The following is a 15,647-nucleotide window of genomic DNA, read 5'->3' as shown; positions in this document are numbered from 1 at the left end:
GTCACAGATATAGGTTAGGGGCACATGTGCAAGGGGTCAGGCAGCGGCGGAGGCGCCCAAAACCTGCCGCGACAGGATGCGGTCCAACGACAGTGCGCCTGCGCCCTTGATCACCAACGTCACCAGCACCAGCATCCAGAACGCGCGTTGATCGAGGATAACGCTGTCTGATACACGGTCAAACCACGCGCCCAAGGTCTCGGCATGGGCGATCCCGCCGTGACCGTAGAGGTCGGTCAGGGATTGCACGACCACAAACCCGATCATGCCAAGGGCGGCCAGCCGGGTGAACAGCCCGATCACGATCAGCAGCGGCAGGATGAATTCCGCCCACGTGCCCGCGACCACCACCGCCCAATGGAAGATGCCAAGCTGTGACACATCGAAAACCACCGCTTCCATCTGTTTGGGGAAGATCTGTGCATAGGCTCCGGTCGAGGGAAGAAAGATCCCCAGGATTCCGTCGCCCAGTTTCGTCATGGCCGATCCCCAGAAATACATCAGCAGGGTCGCCGCAAACACGAACCGCGCCAAGAGGGGCAGCAGACCGTCCATAGACCGTTCGACGGAAGAAAAGACAGAGGAATGAAGAAAGGCAATACGGTCCATGGGCGGTCTTTCCGGTTAATTTTTCGTTAATGGTTCAGGTCAGTTATCGCGCCGTGTGACAGCAAGACATTCAGAAGTGCGGCAAGATCAAAGCGGTCATCCGCGGCATCAAGGGCTGCACCAAAGGGGGTGCCGGTCTGCAACGCCGTCAGGATATCCGCAGCACCGGGGCCAAGGATCACAGGTTCCGGGTCGAATTCAGCCCGCAGGATCAGGACGTCTTCGGCGGCCTCAATCGGTTTGTCGCCATTCCGCAGCGTGTAGTGCCAGATCGACCCGATGGGCTTGGGCGACCGCAGCAGGATCATCGACGGCGCAAAGGCGAACCGCGTGGCCAGCAACGTATCTTCGTCCAGCGCTTGCAGCGCGGTGGGGTCGATCCCAGCGCTGTCCGCGGCGTGGTAGCTTTGGCGCATGGCCACGTCGATCCGGGCGACATCTGTCAGATAGGTCAGGTGGGCAAGCTGTTCGACTGTGCCAAGAAAGGCCGGAAACTCTGCCCCGTAATGCATCATCAAGGGGGACACTGGCGGTGACTGGCGCAGGAAGGCGCGCGCAACATGGTCAAAATTCTCGCGGCCGATCAGGCCGACAATGGATGGAAACCCCGCCGCCAACGCATCTCGCAAGGACACGGTGACGTTGTTACGGTAGACACCGTAGCGGCGTCCGGCGGGGCGGTTGTGGCCGTCGGTCAGACCGTCGGGCACCGGGTAGGCTGGGTTGAGCAAGCCCGCGTGAAAACTGGTTTGACTGATCATGCCAGCACGCGGGTCAAAGCGGTGTCCGCGCGCCGCGCCTCGTCTGCCAGGACTGGCCAGTCGGGGACATCGGTGTCCCATTCCACCAGCACGGGTTTGGGCCCTGATTTTGCCAGCGTATAATCGAGAAGCGACCAGACCGGGTCCACAGCCTCGCGGCCATGGCTGTCGATCAGCAAAGGTGCGCCGTGATCGTCTTCGTCCTCGTCATGGCCACCCAGATGGATTTCACCAACAGCGTCAAGTGGATAGGCGTCGACATAACCTTGCGGCGAATAGTCGAGATTGGTCGCGGACACGAAAACGTTGTTCACATCAAGCAGCAGGCCACAGCCTGTGCGGCGCACGATCTCGGCCAGAAAGTCGGTCTCGGAATAGGTGCTTTCGGCAAAGGCAAGATAAGAGGACGGGTTTTCCAGCAGCATCCGACGGCCCAGCATCCCTTGGACTTCGTCGATATGATCGGCGACGCGACCCAGTGTGGCATCGGTGTAAGGCAGGGGCAGCAGGTCGTTCAGGAAATGGCTGTCATGGGTGGACCATGCCAGATGTTCGGAAAAGCTGGCCGGATTAAGCCAGTCGCACAAGTGTTTGAGCCGCGCGAGGTGGTCTGGATCAAGACGGCCTTCGCCGCCGATCGACAGGCCGACGCCGTGCACCGATATGGGGAAGCGTTCTGCCAGCACCCGCAGCTGCGCTAAAGGACGGCCACCGTCACCCATGTAGTTTTCGGCATGAATTTCGAGCCAGCCCACCGGGGACGGGTCGTTCATGATGTTGGTGAAATGCTGCGCCTTGTACCCGACACCGGGCAGGGCGGGCAGATGCGGAAAACTGTGTGTTGCGTCGGGCATGGCTGCCTTGGTGTTGGTTCGGATATGGTGGGCAGGACTGCCGACCGTCAGGCTGTGGGGAAGGGTGGACAAAAACTGTCCACCCCCGGTGTCAAAGCTTAGCCCTGCGGCAGGTCGCGGTCGAGCGCTTCGAGCGATCCCATACGGCTGCCGTCTTTTTCCATGGTCACGCATGTGCCTGCGTCAACAAGCTTCCAGGCGTTGCCCTGGTAATCGACAGTCGAGGAACCGGCGCAGGTTGTACCTGGGCCAGCGGCGCAATCGTTTTCGCCAGCGAGCGAAACACCAAAGCACTTTTCTTTGGCTTGTGCGGTGGCTGTCGTTGTGTGTGCGGCGAAGCTGGCAGCGATGGCACCGACAAGTGCGACGGTCTTGATGGCATTAGACATAAGAATGGTCCCTTTGGTTACTGATTTGTTAACTGGGTCGGCACAGCGACTGCCGAACCGATGTCTCAACAATGCCCGTTGACGGTCATTCGGGCTATTCACGGCGGTGTGCTTCACGCGTGCGTTATGGTTGGTGAGTGTTTTGTCAGGATTTTTCCTTTTGTTTTCAGGAAAATAAAAAAGGCCTCGTAACAATACGAGGCCTTTGAGAAAACTTCCAGCGGGGGAATGTTACAAAAGATCGGGCGGTGTTGCCTCTTTTCCGAGGCTACTCACGATATCCGCCAGCGATGTTACAGAGGTTTGCTTCTCTCCCAGACGGCGCAGCGTCACGGTGCGCTCTTCGACCTCGCGGTGGCCGATGGCAAGAATCACAGGCACCTTGCCGACAGAGTGTTCGCGGACTTTGTAGTTGATCTTTTCATTGCGAATATCGGCTTCGGCGCGGACGCCCGCCTTGGTCAGTGCTGCGACCACCTCGTGAACATACTCATCCGCCTCAGACACGATCGAGGCAACGACCACCTGACGCGGGGCCAGCCAGAAGGGCAGTTTGCCTTCCCAGTTCTCGATCAGGATTCCAATGAACCGCTCAAATGATCCAAGGCAGGCGCGGTGCAGCATAAAGGGACGGTGACGTTCGCCGTTCTGGCCGACATAGCTTGCGCCAAGCCGTTCGGGCAGGTTTGGATCAACCTGGAAGGTGCCGCATTGCCAGACCCGGCCAATCGCATCTGTCAGGTAGAAATCAAGCTTGGGTCCGTAAAACGCACCGTCACCCGGCTCAAGCGTGTAATTGCGGCCCACAGCCTTGATCGCGCTTTCCAGCGCGCCCTCGACATAGTCCCAGCTTTCATCGCTGCCCACGCGTTTGTCGGGGCGGGTGGCAAAACGGATTTCGAATTCGCCGAACCCGAGTTCACTGTAGACGTTGGCAAGGAAGTCAATGAAGCGCGCGCATTCTTCCTCGATCTGGTCTTCGGTACAGAAGATATGTGCATCGTCTTGGGTAAAGCCGCGCACGCGCATGATCCCGTGTAATGCGCCCGACGGCTCGAACCGTGCACATGACCCAAATTCGGCAAGCCGCAGCGGCAGATCACGGTAAGATTTCAAACCTTGGTTGAACACCTGCACGTGACAGGGGCAGTTCATCGGCTTGAGGGCGTTGATCCGGGTGTGGTCCTTGTTTTTGGCGCTGGCATCGTCGTTCTCGCCGTCGCGGCTTTCGTCGACTTCGACAAGGAACATGTGGTGCTGGTACTTCTCCCAGTGGCCCGAGGCCTCCCAGAGTTTGCGGTCCACGACCTGCGGGGTGTTGATCTCTTGATAGCCACCAACACGTTGTTTGCGGCGCATGTAGTCTTGCAGCAAGGTATAGACCGTCCAGCCATTTGGATGCCAGAACACTTGGCCGGGGGCCTCTTCCTGCATGTGAAACAGGTTCATTTCGCGGCCCAAGCGGCGGTGATCGCGCTTTTCCGCTTCTTCGAGGAAGGTGAGGTATTTCTTGAGGTCGTCGCGGTTCTTGAACGCCACACCGTAGATGCGTTGCAGCATTGGACGGGTGTTGTCGCCAAGGAAATAGGCGGCGGAGACATTCATCAGCTTGAACGCGTCGGCCGGCACCTGACCGGTATGGGCAAGGTGCGGACCCCGGCACAGATCCATCCAGTCACCATGCCAATACATGCGGATGTCTTCGCCCTCGGGGATGCGGTCCAGGATCTCGACCTTATAAGGCTCGCCCGCGTCGGTGTAATGCTGGCGCACCTTGTCGCGTGACCACAGCTCGGTCCGGACGGTATCGCGGGCGTTGATGATGTCTTTCATCCGCTTTTCGATGGCGCCAAGGTCTTCGGGTGTGAACGGTTCCTTACGGTCGAAATCGTAGAACCAGCCGTTGTCGCGCACCGGGCCGATGGTGACCTTGACGTCCGGGTACAGCTCTTGCACCGCGCGGGCCATGATGTGCGCCAAATCGTGCCGGATCAGCTCAAGCGCGGGCGCGTCATCGGCCATGGTGTTGATAGCGATGCTGCTATCGGCAGGGATTGGCCATTGCAGATCCCAATGCGTCCCATTCACGGTTGCAGAGATCGCTTTCTTGGACAGGGATTTGGAAATGCTTTCGGCGACTTCGGCAGGGGTGATCCCAGCCGCGTAGTCGCGTGCAGTGCCATCGGGGAAGGTCAGGGAAATCTGGCTCATCGGCCATGCTCCTCGTCAGTTTGGCGCCAACGGAACGCCCGGTTGCGGGTTATAATGTGTACGCGGCTTTTGGCAGGGGGGGCAGGGCGCGTCAAGCCGCGTGTCCCGCAAAGCGACGGGTCACGCGGCCAGTTTGGGCGCTAACAGCAGAGTTTTGCCCGCTGTATACAAATGTATTATTGAATTTCGTTTCAAATCAGCGTGTTGCCGGTGCGTTTCGCTATGGACGAAAGCGACCGAATTGATATCTACACCGACATTCCACTATCGGAAACTTTGAGTCGTCATCCGACACGAGGGAGCAGGCAATGCCCGGATACAATACGAATTTCGAACTGACCGTCGACGACATGGAGCTGATCGAAGATGCGCTGCGCACCACCAAGCGGTCTTTGAACACCGCTGTGATCGCCCAAGACGCCGATCCCTTGCAGCCCTGCGAAAGCACGCGCGATGTTGACGCGTCGATGAAGCGCATCAATGACCTGTTGGGGCGGTTGCACAACCAAAAGAACTTTTATCGGCCCAAAACCGGTGCCTACGTTTCTGGATAAAGTCGGGTGGGCAGGTTTGCCCACCCCCGAAGCTGCGTTCAGACCTGCGCGGCAAAAACCGCGTAGGCCATGATCAGACGCACACCCAGCCTGTCATGAACAGGACTGGCCGGATCGGCATCCGTGCGATGCCAGAGATCATCCCCGCTGCATGCAGTACCCGCACCCAAAAAAACGCGATGGCGGTCCAATAGGTAAGAGCCGTAAAGCCATCAAGGCTCTGCAAAATCAAAACCAGGACGGAAAAGGGCAGCGCCTGTTCCAGCAGGTTGAGATGCGCCCGATGTGCCCGATGAACCCATGCCGGAAACTGGTCCAGCGCTGTGGGGCGAACAAAAGGGTCTTCGGCCCCGGCAACTTCGTACCTGTTGACGCCGACAATATACGGAATCCAGAGCGATGCCGCGAGGATCATCAGACAGGTGAGGATGCCCAGTTCAGTCGGAAAGGTCATGGTGCGCTTCCTTCGTGTTCATCCCATAGGTGATCGCCGCCAAAATTCATCGGTTCCCCTGTTTCGAGCCATGTCTTGAGCCCCGCGAGGGTGCGCACCCATCCGTCTGCCGTCCCGCCATCTGGGTCATTCGCAAGTCCACGATGTTCAACCGTGAGACGGCAATACTCGCCTTCCACGTCGATAAGATAAGTCACCTCGCTGGTTTGCGCGTTGGGTTCCCATTTCGGCTCAAACGTGGTGACGATGCGCGACTTGGGGTCAAGGGTGATTTCCCGTGTGTGCAACGTTTCGAAACCATCCGGAGTTGCATAGATCAGCGTTTCGCCTTCGCGTCGTGCGGTCTGACCAAGAAAGTCGTAATTGGCCACCGCCTCAGCCGAAGTCAGCGCATCCCAAAGCGCATCCTGCGTGCAGCGGATATAGGTTTGCATCATGAAGTCGGGTTTGGTCATCGCCGTGCCCCTTCAACTTGCCATTTTCAGGGCGGTGCCGGTTTCAAGATAGGATTTGAGCGACGCTGCGAGGCGCGCCCAGCCTTCGGCAAAACCGTCCTGTCCCAGTGCGAGGTCATAGTGCTCAATGGTAAGCTTGCAGGTCTCGCCCTGCGGCTCAATGAGATAGACCATGTGTGAGGCGGGGGCGTTTGGCCCCATGAACAAGGGCTCGAACGTCATGGCGATGCGGGTTTTCGGGTCCAATTCGGTGGTGACCTGCCGCAACATTGGACTGCCATCTGGCATGATGAATTCGGTCACATTGTCAGGCTTGGCATTGCCGCGCACTTCGTTGCACATAAAGTGATAGGCGGCCATCTGGTCGGCTTTGGTCAACGCGTCCCAAAGGGCATTTTGCGTACAGCGGATGAACGTCTGCATCAGGAAATCGGGTTTTCCCATACTGGTCTCTCTTTCCAATCGTAATTTAAGGTCACTCATCATTTGCGTTTGCGGTCGCAGGAACGGCGCGACCCAGCGGTCGAGCATCTCCTGCAACGGCAGGGCGTTCAGGTAATGATATTTGAACCGTCCCTGTTTGCGCGGAATGACAAGATGGGCGTCTTCGAGAACCTTGAGGTGTTTCATCACGCCAAACCGGCTCATGTCGAGCTGCTCTTCCAGTTCACTGAGCGACTGTCCGTCCTTGCGCCGCAAGCTGTCCAACAGTGCACGGCGGGCGGGATCGTTGAGGGCTTTGAAGATCATATCCATAAGGTCGACTATATGTGATTCTTTAGTAACGTGACAATAGGGTAACTTAATGGGGCAAATGTCAGACTTGCAAGCGCATGATTTAGATGTCGAATTGGTGGTTTTTGGAACCTCTGCACGCTCCGGGCGTTCATGTCTGGACGAGCACTGTCACAGGAATCACCCCATGAGCCGCCCCATTATCGAAGCCTATGAAGACATCACAGGCGCTGAGGAGAAGGTTCGGGATCGTGAGGCGAGAAACGGTCTTCGCCATATGGCCAGCCTTTCGATGACCAAGGTGGCCGACGGCCTGATTGATCCGAAACTTGTCCTGAGCTGGCTTGCCGGGGCGCTTGGAGCGCCTCCCGCGCTGACCGGGCTGCTGGTGCCGATCCGCGAGGCGGGCGCGCTGTTGCCGCAGATCGTGCTTGCGCGCTGGGTTCAGGCGATGGCGCAGCGCAAATGGGCGCGGGTTGCGGGCTCGGTCGGGCAAGGCATTGCCGCGATGACCATTGTTGGGATCGCAGTGACGATGGAAGGCACAACGGCGGGCATCGCCCTATGCGGGGCCTTGGCGGTGCTGGCGCTGTCGCGCGCGGCGTGTTCGGTCAGCTATAAGGACATTCTTGGCAAAACAGTGCCGACCACCCGGCGCGGTGCAGTGACCGGTCTGGCCGGATCGGTCGCGTCGGTGGCGGTGTTGGGCTTTGCGGGTTTTCTGATGTCTGGGCTGTTGCGTGATGTGACCCCGGTCGTGGGTGCCATCGGTCTTGCCGGGCTGTTGTGGGTGTGCGCGGCTGCTCTGTTCTCGGGGCTAGAGGAAATGGCATCAGATGACAGCGCGCGCGGCAGGCTTGATCTGAGTCCACTATGGGAGGACCGCCAATTTCGCCTGTTCATCTTGGTGCGCGGACTGTTGACGGTGACCGCATTGGCCCCGCCCTATTTTGTCATGTTGGCTGGCGGGCAATCGGCGTTGAACGGGTTGGGCGCGTTGCTTTTGGCGTCAGCTGCGGCGGCCTTTGCCGGATCGTATGTCTGGGGACGCTTGTCAGACCGGTCGTCGCGCAAGGTGCTGTGCCTGTCGGGGCTGCTGGCATCGGCGTTTGCCGCGCTGGCGGTCCTGTCGGACGTGACCGGATGGACGCACGCGCCTTGGCTGATCCCGGCGATTTTGTTCTTCTTTATGCTGTCCTATCAAGGCGTACGGTCGGCACGGTCGGTCTATCTGGTGGATATGTCGCCCAAGGATGCCCGCGCCGCCTATGCCGCCTTGGCCAACACTGCGATCGGGGGTGTGCTGCTCATCGTTGGAGCATTCGGCGGTCTGCTGGCATTGGTTGGGCCCGTGGCCTCGCTCACCGGGTTTGCCGCACTGTCACTGATCGGCGGGGTGCTGGCTTTGTGGCTGGACGAGGTTGAAACGGGCTAGGCTGCGCTATCGCCTCTTGGGTTCCGGCGCGCTTTGCGTAAAATTGCGCAACCAAAGGACGGGGGCAGATGTGACATCCACTCAGCAGATTGACGGGCCAAACGGGCACAGGCTGGCCTATGCCAAGACCGAAGGTGATGGGCCGACCATCGTGTTCCTGTCGGGCTATAAGTCTGACATGGAGGGCACCAAGGCGGTGCATCTCGAGAGATGGGCAAAACTCGAAGGGCGGGCGTTCCTGAGGTTCGACTATTCCGGCCATGGTGTGTCGGGCGGTGTGTTCGAGGATGGCTGCATCGGCGATTGGGCACGGGATGCGCAGGCGGTGATCGAGGCGACATGCGACGGGCCAGTGGTTCTGGTGGGCTCGTCGATGGGCGGCTGGATCGCCTGCCTGATGGCGCAACGGCTGCACAATGTGGTGGGCTTTGTCGGTATCGCCGCTGCGCCCGATTTCACCGAAGATGGGTTCTGGGCAGGGTTTTCGGAAGACCAGCGCCGCGCCGTCATGGAAGACGGCAAGGTCGCGTTGCCCTCCGATTATGACGATCCCTATATCGTCACCCGCCGTCTTATCGAAGACGGGCGCAAACATCTGGTCCTGCGCACGCCCTTGCACATGCCGTACCCTGTGCGCCTGATTCAAGGGACCAAAGACAGCGCGGTCACCCGCGAAACGGCGCTGCGGCTGCTGGATCATATCGACGGGCCGGACATTCGCCTGACCCTGGTCAAAGGCGCAGATCACCGGTTTTCAGAGCCGCAAAACCTGCGTCAGATCGAAGACGCGATCCTTGATGTGCTGGGTTGAAAAGTCGTTTTTGCATGCGTATGCAAAAACCGCTTGAGAGGCGGGCGCGCACCGGTATGCTGATCTCGGATACATGAACTGGGGGAGGCGCAAATGGCCGAATATCTCAAGCGGGGAAAACCCGAAACTGAACGTGCCGAAGACGACGCCAAGACCCGCGCGGTGGTCGAGGCGACGCTGGCCGACATCCAAGCGCGTGGCGACGCCGCGGTCCGCGATCTGGCAGCGAAGTTCGATAACTATACGCCCGACAGCTTTCGCCTGACGCCAGACGAAATCGACGCGCTGATCGCAGAGCTGACACCGCGCGAATTGGCCGACATCAAATTCGCGCAGGAACAGGTGCGGAATTTCGCGCAGGCGCAGCGCGACTCGATGCTGGATATCGAGGTTGAGACACTGCCGGGCGTGATCCTTGGCCACAAGAACATCCCCGTGCAATCGGTGGGCTGCTATGTGCCCGGCGGCAAGTTCCCGATGGTGGCGTCTGCGCATATGTCGGTTGCCACAGCCTCGGTCGCGGGGGTGCCGCGCATCATTGCCTGCACGCCTCCGTGGCAGGGCAAGCCCAATCCGGCGGTGATCGCCGCGATGCACCTGGGCGGCGCGCACGAGATTTATGTGCTGGGCGGCATTCAGGCTGTGGGCGCGATGGCGATTGGGACCGAGACGATTGACCCGGTGCACATGCTTGTTGGTCCGGGCAATGCCTTTGTGGCCGAGGCCAAGCGGCAGTTGTTCGGGCGTGTCGGGATTGATCTGTTCGCCGGCCCGACCGAGACGATGGTGATTGCCGACGACACGGTGGATGCCGAGATCTGCGCCACGGATCTTCTGGGGCAGGCCGAGCATGGCTATAACTCGCCTGCGGTACTGGTCACCCATTCGCGCAGGCTGGCCGAGGAGACCTTGGTCGAGATCGACAGGCTGCTGACCATTCTGCCCACCGCCGACACCGCGTCGGTGAGCTGGCGCGACTATGGCGAGGTGATCCTGTGCGCCGATCATGACGAGATGCTGGCTGTGGCCAATGACATCGCGTCCGAGCATGTGCAGGTGATGACGGACCGGGATGATTGGTATCTGGAGCATATGACCTGCTACGGCGCGCTGTTCCTTGGGGCGCGGACCAATGTGTCGAATGGCGACAAGGTGATTGGGACCAACCACACGCTGCCCACTAAGAAGGCGGGGCGGTATACGGGTGGGCTCTGGGTCGGCAAGTTCCTGAAAACCCACAGCTATCAGAAAATCACCACGGATGAGGCGGCGACGCTGATCGGCGAATATGGCTCGCGGCTGTGTATGCTGGAAGGGTTTGTCGGGCATGCCGAGCAATGCAACGTACGGGTGCGGCGCTATGGGGGGGTGAATGTGCCCTATGGCGAAGCCGCGCCGTACCGCGACGCGGCGGAGTGATTATTGGCGGGTGCCGATGCGACGACGCATCGGATGTTTCCGTTCATGGAAACACTTGGGGGCTCTGCCCCCAAACCCCCGGGATATTTGAAAACCAGAGAAACAGGGGAACGTGATGTCTGACATCCGGCATGCACATTCGGTGATGGCCCCCGTGTTTGGGGCGATGCAGCAGGGCGAGCGTGTGGCAGAGGCCTTGGGAGTGGTTGCTCCGGCTGCCCTGTTTCGGATGTGTCACCCGTTTGGGGATCTGTGGGGTGCAGAGGCATTCGTGCAAGGGGCATTGGCACCATTGCAGGCGGCGATCCCGGATCTGGCGCGGCGGGAGTTTATCCGAATAGCAGGTTTTGACGCTGATGGAGCGCTTTGGGTCGGGTCGGGTGGTCACTATGCCGGGCGGTGGCTTGAGCCGTGGCTGGGTATTCCGGCCACGGGGCGCAGTGCTGCCATGCGGTTTCATGAATTTTACCGCATCGACGGCAACGCGTGCGTTGAGATGCAGGCGATCTGGGACATCCCCGAAATGATGATGCAGTCGGGGGTCTGGCCAATGGTCCCGCAACTTGGCCGGTTCGGCCCTGCGCCTGCTCCGATGACGCGCGATGGTCTTGGCCCGCATGACCCCGCATTGTCCGAGGCCAGTGCGGCCCATGTGATCGCCATGCTGACAGCGATGATACGGCATCCGTCGCAGGGTGGGCCCGAGATTATGGAGCTTGACCGGTACTGGCATCCGGATTTCATGTGGTACGGGCCTGCGGGCATCGGCACGGCACAAGGGGCAGAGGAGTTTCGCCGCTTTCACCAAATTCCGTTTCTGAACGCCATGCCGGACCGGGGGCAGCACCCGGTCGGCACGCATCACCACTTCATGGCAGAGGGGGCTTGTGTCGGGGTGACCGGCTGGCCCAACATGCAGCAAACATTGTCTGGCGGTGGATGGCTTGGCCTGCCGCCCACGGGTCAGAAGATCACATTGCGAAGCCTTGATTTCTGGCGTCTGGACACCGGGCGCATCCGCGAGAATTGGGTTCTTGTGGACCTTTTGGATCTCTACGCGCAAATTGGTGTGGATGTGTTGTCCCGGATGGAGGAATTGGCATGGAGCCGAGGATATCGCTGATCACGCTGGGCGTGCAGGATGCGGACAAGGCGGCGGCGTTCTACGACGCGCTGGGCTGGGCGCGCGTCGAGACGCAGGACGGTGTGATTGCCTATGATCTGTTGGGCCAGACACTCGGGCTGTATCCGCTCGCCAAGCTGGCCGAGGATATCGGGATAGATATGGCGCAGCTTGGGCATGGGGCCATGACCTTGGGATATAACACACGCGACCGGGGCGGTGTTGATCACGTCATGGGTCGTGTGGAGGCCGCAGGGGGCACCGTGCTGAAGCCGGCACAAGAGGTGTTCTGGGGGGGCTATCATGGCTATTTCCGCGACCCCGAAGGCCATATCTGGGAAGTGGCGCATAACCCGTTTTCCCCCTTGCGCGACGGCGATGGCGCGTTTTGTTGGAACGGGTATTGAGACGTCCGCAAAGCATGTGGAGCCTTGAGTCGCTTGGGCGGGTCCGGTTGTCGCGGCATTTCTACATGCGCGAGTTTCTCTATTCCGAGATCGGGAATTTCCACGCGCTTCAGAACATTCCCGATCACCCTGATCTGGCCATCGCGCGGGGGCGGGCGTTTTGTGAAACGCTGCTTGATCCGTTGCAGGACACCTTTGGCCGGATCGCGGTGCGGTCGGGCTTTCGGTCGGCTGATCTCAACCGCTTTGGCAATGAACGCGGGCTGAACTGCGCGCGAAATGACTATCCGCTGGAATGTCATATCTGGGATCTGCCCGAGGTTGAGGTTGCCGGGGCCAGCATCGTGATCCCGTGGTTTGCGGACCGCTATGCTGCGGGGCGCGACTGGCGCGATCTGGCATGGTGGCTTTACGATCATCTGCCCTTTGCCGAAGCATGGTTCTTTCCCAAGCTCTGCGCGTTCAACATTGCGTGGCGGCCCAAGCCGCAGCGCCGCATCGACAGCTATATTGGGCCGAAAGGCACCTTGATCCGGGGTGGTCAGGCCCCGATTGAGCCGCGTGATCAGCGCGCAACCCGCTATGCGGATTTTCCGCCGTTCCGGGGCATTGCCCATCCGTAAAGCGGGGGCTGGACAGGCGTGGATCTGCGGGGTAGCGTGACTTTGCACACCTATGCAATTGCTTGGAGACACCCTCATGACTTTGCCCAGAACGCCGCCGTTTCGACTGGACGGCAAACAGGCATTGGTTGCTGGTGGATCGCGCGGGATCGGGCTTGGCTGTGCCGTCGCCTTGGCAGAGGCGGGGGCGCATGTGGTTGTCGCCGCACGCGGGGTCACGCAGGTGCAGGCCGCCGTGGCCGAGATGGCCCAGGCTGGGTTCAGCGCCGAGGCACTGGTGCTGGATGTGACCGATCTTGCCGCTGTGCGGGTCGCATTCGACAGGCTTGGTCCGATTGATGTGGTTGTGAATTCGGCAGGTCTCGCCTGCCACAGCCCAGCCTTGAAGACCACGCCCGAGGATTTCGATGCGGTCAGTGCGATCAACATCAAAGCGGCGTATTTTCTGGCGCAGACTGCGGCACGGCAGATGCGGGGGCGCGGCGGGTCGATTATCCAGATCAGCAGCCAGATGGGCCATGTCGGCGGCCCGGACCGCGCGGTCTATTGCGCCACCAAACACGCGGTTGAGGGCATGACCAAGGCGATGGCGATCGAATGGGGGCCTGACAACATTCGTGTCAACACGATCTGCCCGACCTTTATTCTGACAGAACTGACACAAGCCACGTTTGACGACCCTGAAAAGCGCGCCTGGATCGACAGCAAGATCAAGTTGCCCCGCGTTGGGCAGGTCGAGGACATCATGGGTGCCTGCCTGTTTCTGGCCTGTGATGCCAGCGCTCTGGTCACCGGCACGTCGATCCTTGTCGACGGGGGCTGGACGGCGGGATGACACGGCGGGTCACCTCTTTTGACGTGGCCGCGCGCGCCGGGGTCAGCCAGTCGGCGGTCAGCCGGGTCTTCTCCGGCGCATCGGCGAGCAAGGACACCGCCGCCAAGGTGCGCGCAGCGGCTGACGCGCTTGGCTACCGGCCCAATGTGCTTGCGCGGTCGCTCATCACCGGGCGCAGCCGGATCATCGGCATGGTGGTCGCCTATCTGGGCAACCCGTTTTATCCGGATGCTCTGGAACGGTTCAGCCGTGTTTTGCAAGAGCAGGGCTATCAGACGCTGATCTTTACGTTGCCCGAAGGCGCGGGTGACACAGACACGGACCGGATCGTGCAACAGATGGTCGATCATCAGGTGGATGGGATCATCCTTGCCAGTGTTGGTCTGGGCGATGCGTTGGCCATGCGCTGTGAGGCCGCGGGTATTCCGGTTGTTCTGTTTAATCGGGGCCAAGCAGGCAGCGGGTGGGCGCAGGTGACTTCGGCCAACCGTCTGGGCGGCGCCAAGGTGGCCGAATTTCTGGTGGCTGGCGCGCACACGCGCATCGGTCATGTCAGCGGGTGGCAGGGGTCGTCCACCGGGCGCGACCGGACCGAGGGGTTTCTGGCCCGCCTGTCCGAGCTGGGTCAAGCCGCCATTGGCGTCGAGGACGGGCGCTATGACCATGCCGAGGCCGTGCGGGCGACGGATATCCTGATGGCCAAGGGATGTGATGCGCTGTTCGTAGGCAATGACCATATGGCCTTTGCCGTGATGGACCACCTGCGCTTTGGGCTGGGCCTGTCGGTGCCGGGGGATGTGTCGGTCATTGGCTATGACGATGTGCCAATGGCGGCGTTTGCGGCCTATGATCTGACCACGGTGCGCCAGCCCGTGGGGCGCATGGTCACGGCAACCGTCACGGCGCTTGTGGACCAAATTGAAGACACTTCCGCGCAGGCGGAGATTACTGAAATAGACGGGCCGTTGATCCTGCGTGGATCGGCCCGCATACCGGAAGGCTTGCAATGAGAGGGTTCGACAACCGTTTCACGGATTTCCCCGATTATATCCTCGGGATCACCAAGGAGATCTGGGAAGATCGCGGTCTTGGCGCACGCATGAAGGACTATTACCACCCCGAGGTGATCGTGCGGATGCCCGGCGGTATCGGTTTTGGGGAACCGGGAATGACGGCGGCCACGATGGCGACCTGCCATGAATTCCCGGACCGTCAGCTTTTGGGCGAGGACGTGATCTGGTTCGGCACACCCGAGGTCGGGATGTTGTCGTCGCACCGTATCCTGTCGACCGCGACCCATGTGAATGACGGACAGTTTGGCACGGCCACAGGGCGCAAGATCACCTCGCGGGCGATTGCGGATTGTTATGCCAAGACCAACATGATCAGCGACGAATGGCTGATCCGCGACAATGGCGCGATTGTTCGGCAACTGGGGTTTGACGTCAAAGACTGGGCACGCGACCGGATCGCCGGTCTTGATCCCGAAACCCAACCCTTTCGCCCGGCGGTTGATGTGCAGGGGCCCTACACGGGGCGCGGCAATGACAACCAGTGGGGCGCGGCCTTTGCGACGCTCCTGACCCGCGTGATGGCCGGGGAATTCTCGGTCATACCGGACCAATATGATCGCGCCATTCATGCCGAATATCCGGGCGGTGTCGCTGTGCACGGCACCAGCGGCGTCGATGCGTTCTGGCTTGGTCTGCGGTCGGCATTTCCGTCGGCCACTTTCGACATTCACCACCAGATCGGTATGGAAGAGCCCAATATGCCGCCCCGCGCCGCGATCCGCTGGTCGCTGACGGGCAAACATGACGGTTGGGGCGCGTTCGGGACGCCCACCGGGGCCGAGGTTCATGTCATGGGGATATCTCATGCCGAATTCGGTCCGCGCGGGCTGCGCCGCGAATGGACGCTGTACGACGAGACTGCGATCTGGATGCAAATTCTGGCCCATCAGGGCTGATAC

18 protein-coding genes are annotated in these 15,647 nt (G+C 60.4%); 10 read left to right on the top strand and 8 right to left on the bottom strand.

Annotated elements, in window-relative coordinates; all coding sequences use genetic code 11:
* Positions 1-36: 36 nt before the first annotated feature.
* The 5 genes from ACSHXH_RS09450 to thrS all read right to left on the bottom strand — a co-directional run bounded on the left by ACSHXH_RS09450 (position 37) and on the right by thrS (position 4,824).
* A complete protein-coding gene (locus ACSHXH_RS09450; protein ID WP_435671534.1) occupies positions 37-609 on the bottom strand; it encodes a DoxX family protein in 573 nt (190 codons plus the stop codon).
* A gap of 26 nt (positions 610-635) precedes the next feature.
* Positions 636-1,370 carry an HvfC/BufC family peptide modification chaperone gene (locus tag ACSHXH_RS09445; protein WP_435671533.1) on the bottom strand — a complete coding sequence of 245 codons (735 nt, stop codon included), beginning with the start codon at positions 1,368-1,370 and terminating at the stop codon, positions 636-638.
* Positions 1,367-2,224: an MNIO family bufferin maturase gene (gene bufB / locus ACSHXH_RS09440; protein ID WP_435671532.1), complete on the bottom strand. Its 858-nt coding sequence runs from the start codon at positions 2,222-2,224 to the stop codon at positions 1,367-1,369. The genes ACSHXH_RS09445 and bufB overlap by 4 nt, the downstream gene beginning before the upstream one ends.
* A 98-nt stretch (positions 2,225-2,322) precedes the next feature.
* The gene (locus ACSHXH_RS09435; protein WP_435671531.1) at positions 2,323-2,613 is read right to left on the bottom strand and encodes a BufA1 family periplasmic bufferin-type metallophore; all 291 of its coding nucleotides are present in this window, start codon (positions 2,611-2,613) and stop codon (positions 2,323-2,325) included.
* A gap of 231 nt (positions 2,614-2,844) precedes the next feature.
* A complete protein-coding gene (gene thrS / locus ACSHXH_RS09430) occupies positions 2,845-4,824 on the bottom strand; it encodes a threonine--tRNA ligase (protein WP_435671530.1) in 1,980 nt (659 codons plus the stop codon).
* Positions 4,825-5,132: 308 nt separating this feature from the next.
* On the opposite strand from thrS, the gene ACSHXH_RS09425 reads away from it, so the two are divergent.
* Positions 5,133-5,378: a hypothetical protein gene (locus ACSHXH_RS09425; RefSeq protein ID WP_435671529.1), complete on the top strand. Its 246-nt coding sequence runs from the start codon at positions 5,133-5,135 to the stop codon at positions 5,376-5,378.
* 73 nt (positions 5,379-5,451) lie between these two features.
* Here the strand turns inward: ACSHXH_RS09425 and ACSHXH_RS09420 are convergent, their stop codons facing one another.
* Genes ACSHXH_RS09420 through ACSHXH_RS09410 form a run of 3 tightly spaced genes read right to left on the bottom strand, consistent with a single transcriptional unit; the run spans position 5,452 to position 7,043 of the window.
* Positions 5,452-5,832 carry an MAPEG family protein gene (locus ACSHXH_RS09420; RefSeq protein WP_435671528.1) on the bottom strand — a complete coding sequence of 127 codons (381 nt, stop codon included), beginning with the start codon at positions 5,830-5,832 and terminating at the stop codon, positions 5,452-5,454.
* Positions 5,829-6,287: an SRPBCC domain-containing protein gene (locus tag ACSHXH_RS09415; RefSeq protein WP_435671527.1), complete on the bottom strand. Its 459-nt coding sequence runs from the start codon at positions 6,285-6,287 to the stop codon at positions 5,829-5,831. Before ACSHXH_RS09415 ends, ACSHXH_RS09420 begins: the two co-directional genes overlap by 4 nt.
* Positions 6,288-6,299: 12 nt before the next feature.
* Positions 6,300-7,043 (bottom strand): ArsR/SmtB family transcription factor, encoded by a 744-nt coding sequence (locus ACSHXH_RS09410; RefSeq protein WP_435671526.1) that lies wholly within the window; start codon positions 7,041-7,043, stop codon positions 6,300-6,302.
* A gap of 166 nt (positions 7,044-7,209) precedes the next feature.
* Here ACSHXH_RS09410 and ACSHXH_RS09405 point away from each other — a divergent pair, with 166 nt between their 5' ends.
* The 9 genes from ACSHXH_RS09405 to ACSHXH_RS09365 all read left to right on the top strand — a co-directional run bounded on the left by ACSHXH_RS09405 (position 7,210) and on the right by ACSHXH_RS09365 (position 15,644).
* Complete coding sequence (locus tag ACSHXH_RS09405) at positions 7,210-8,457, top strand: MFS transporter (RefSeq protein WP_435671525.1); 1,248 nt, start codon at positions 7,210-7,212, stop codon at positions 8,455-8,457.
* Positions 8,458-8,527: 70 nt separating this feature from the next.
* Positions 8,528-9,268, top strand: a complete 741-nt coding sequence (locus tag ACSHXH_RS09400) for an alpha/beta hydrolase (RefSeq protein ID WP_435671524.1) — start codon at positions 8,528-8,530, stop codon at positions 9,266-9,268.
* A gap of 93 nt (positions 9,269-9,361) precedes the next feature.
* On the top strand, positions 9,362-10,687 hold the full coding sequence (gene hisD, locus ACSHXH_RS09395; RefSeq protein ID WP_435671523.1) for a histidinol dehydrogenase: 1,326 nt from the start codon (positions 9,362-9,364) through the stop codon (positions 10,685-10,687).
* A 115-nt stretch (positions 10,688-10,802) separates the two neighbouring features.
* Positions 10,803-11,810: an ester cyclase gene (locus tag ACSHXH_RS09390; RefSeq protein WP_435671522.1), complete on the top strand. Its 1,008-nt coding sequence runs from the start codon at positions 10,803-10,805 to the stop codon at positions 11,808-11,810.
* Positions 11,789-12,217: a VOC family protein gene (locus tag ACSHXH_RS09385; protein WP_435671521.1), complete on the top strand. Its 429-nt coding sequence runs from the start codon at positions 11,789-11,791 to the stop codon at positions 12,215-12,217. The genes ACSHXH_RS09390 and ACSHXH_RS09385 overlap by 22 nt, the downstream gene beginning before the upstream one ends.
* Positions 12,218-12,231: 14 nt before the next feature.
* Positions 12,232-12,840 (top strand): hypothetical protein, encoded by a 609-nt coding sequence (locus ACSHXH_RS09380; RefSeq protein WP_435671520.1) that lies wholly within the window; start codon positions 12,232-12,234, stop codon positions 12,838-12,840.
* A gap of 76 nt (positions 12,841-12,916) precedes the next feature.
* Entirely contained in the window at positions 12,917-13,675 is a 759-nt protein-coding gene (locus ACSHXH_RS09375) for an SDR family NAD(P)-dependent oxidoreductase (RefSeq protein WP_435671519.1), read from the top strand.
* Complete coding sequence (locus tag ACSHXH_RS09370; protein ID WP_435671518.1) at positions 13,672-14,685, top strand: LacI family DNA-binding transcriptional regulator; 1,014 nt, start codon at positions 13,672-13,674, stop codon at positions 14,683-14,685. Before ACSHXH_RS09375 ends, ACSHXH_RS09370 begins: the two co-directional genes overlap by 4 nt.
* A complete protein-coding gene (locus ACSHXH_RS09365; protein ID WP_435671517.1) occupies positions 14,682-15,644 on the top strand; it encodes an ester cyclase in 963 nt (320 codons plus the stop codon). Before ACSHXH_RS09370 ends, ACSHXH_RS09365 begins: the two co-directional genes overlap by 4 nt.
* Positions 15,645-15,647: the final 3 nt, after the last annotated feature.

Origin of the sequence: Marivita sp. (assembly GCF_051251565.1) — a bacterium.
In the GTDB taxonomy this organism is placed as follows: Bacteria; Pseudomonadota; Alphaproteobacteria; order Rhodobacterales; family Rhodobacteraceae; genus Marivita.
Note: the sequence above shows the minus strand (reverse complement) of the source record. Positions and strands in the feature narration are given on the sequence as shown.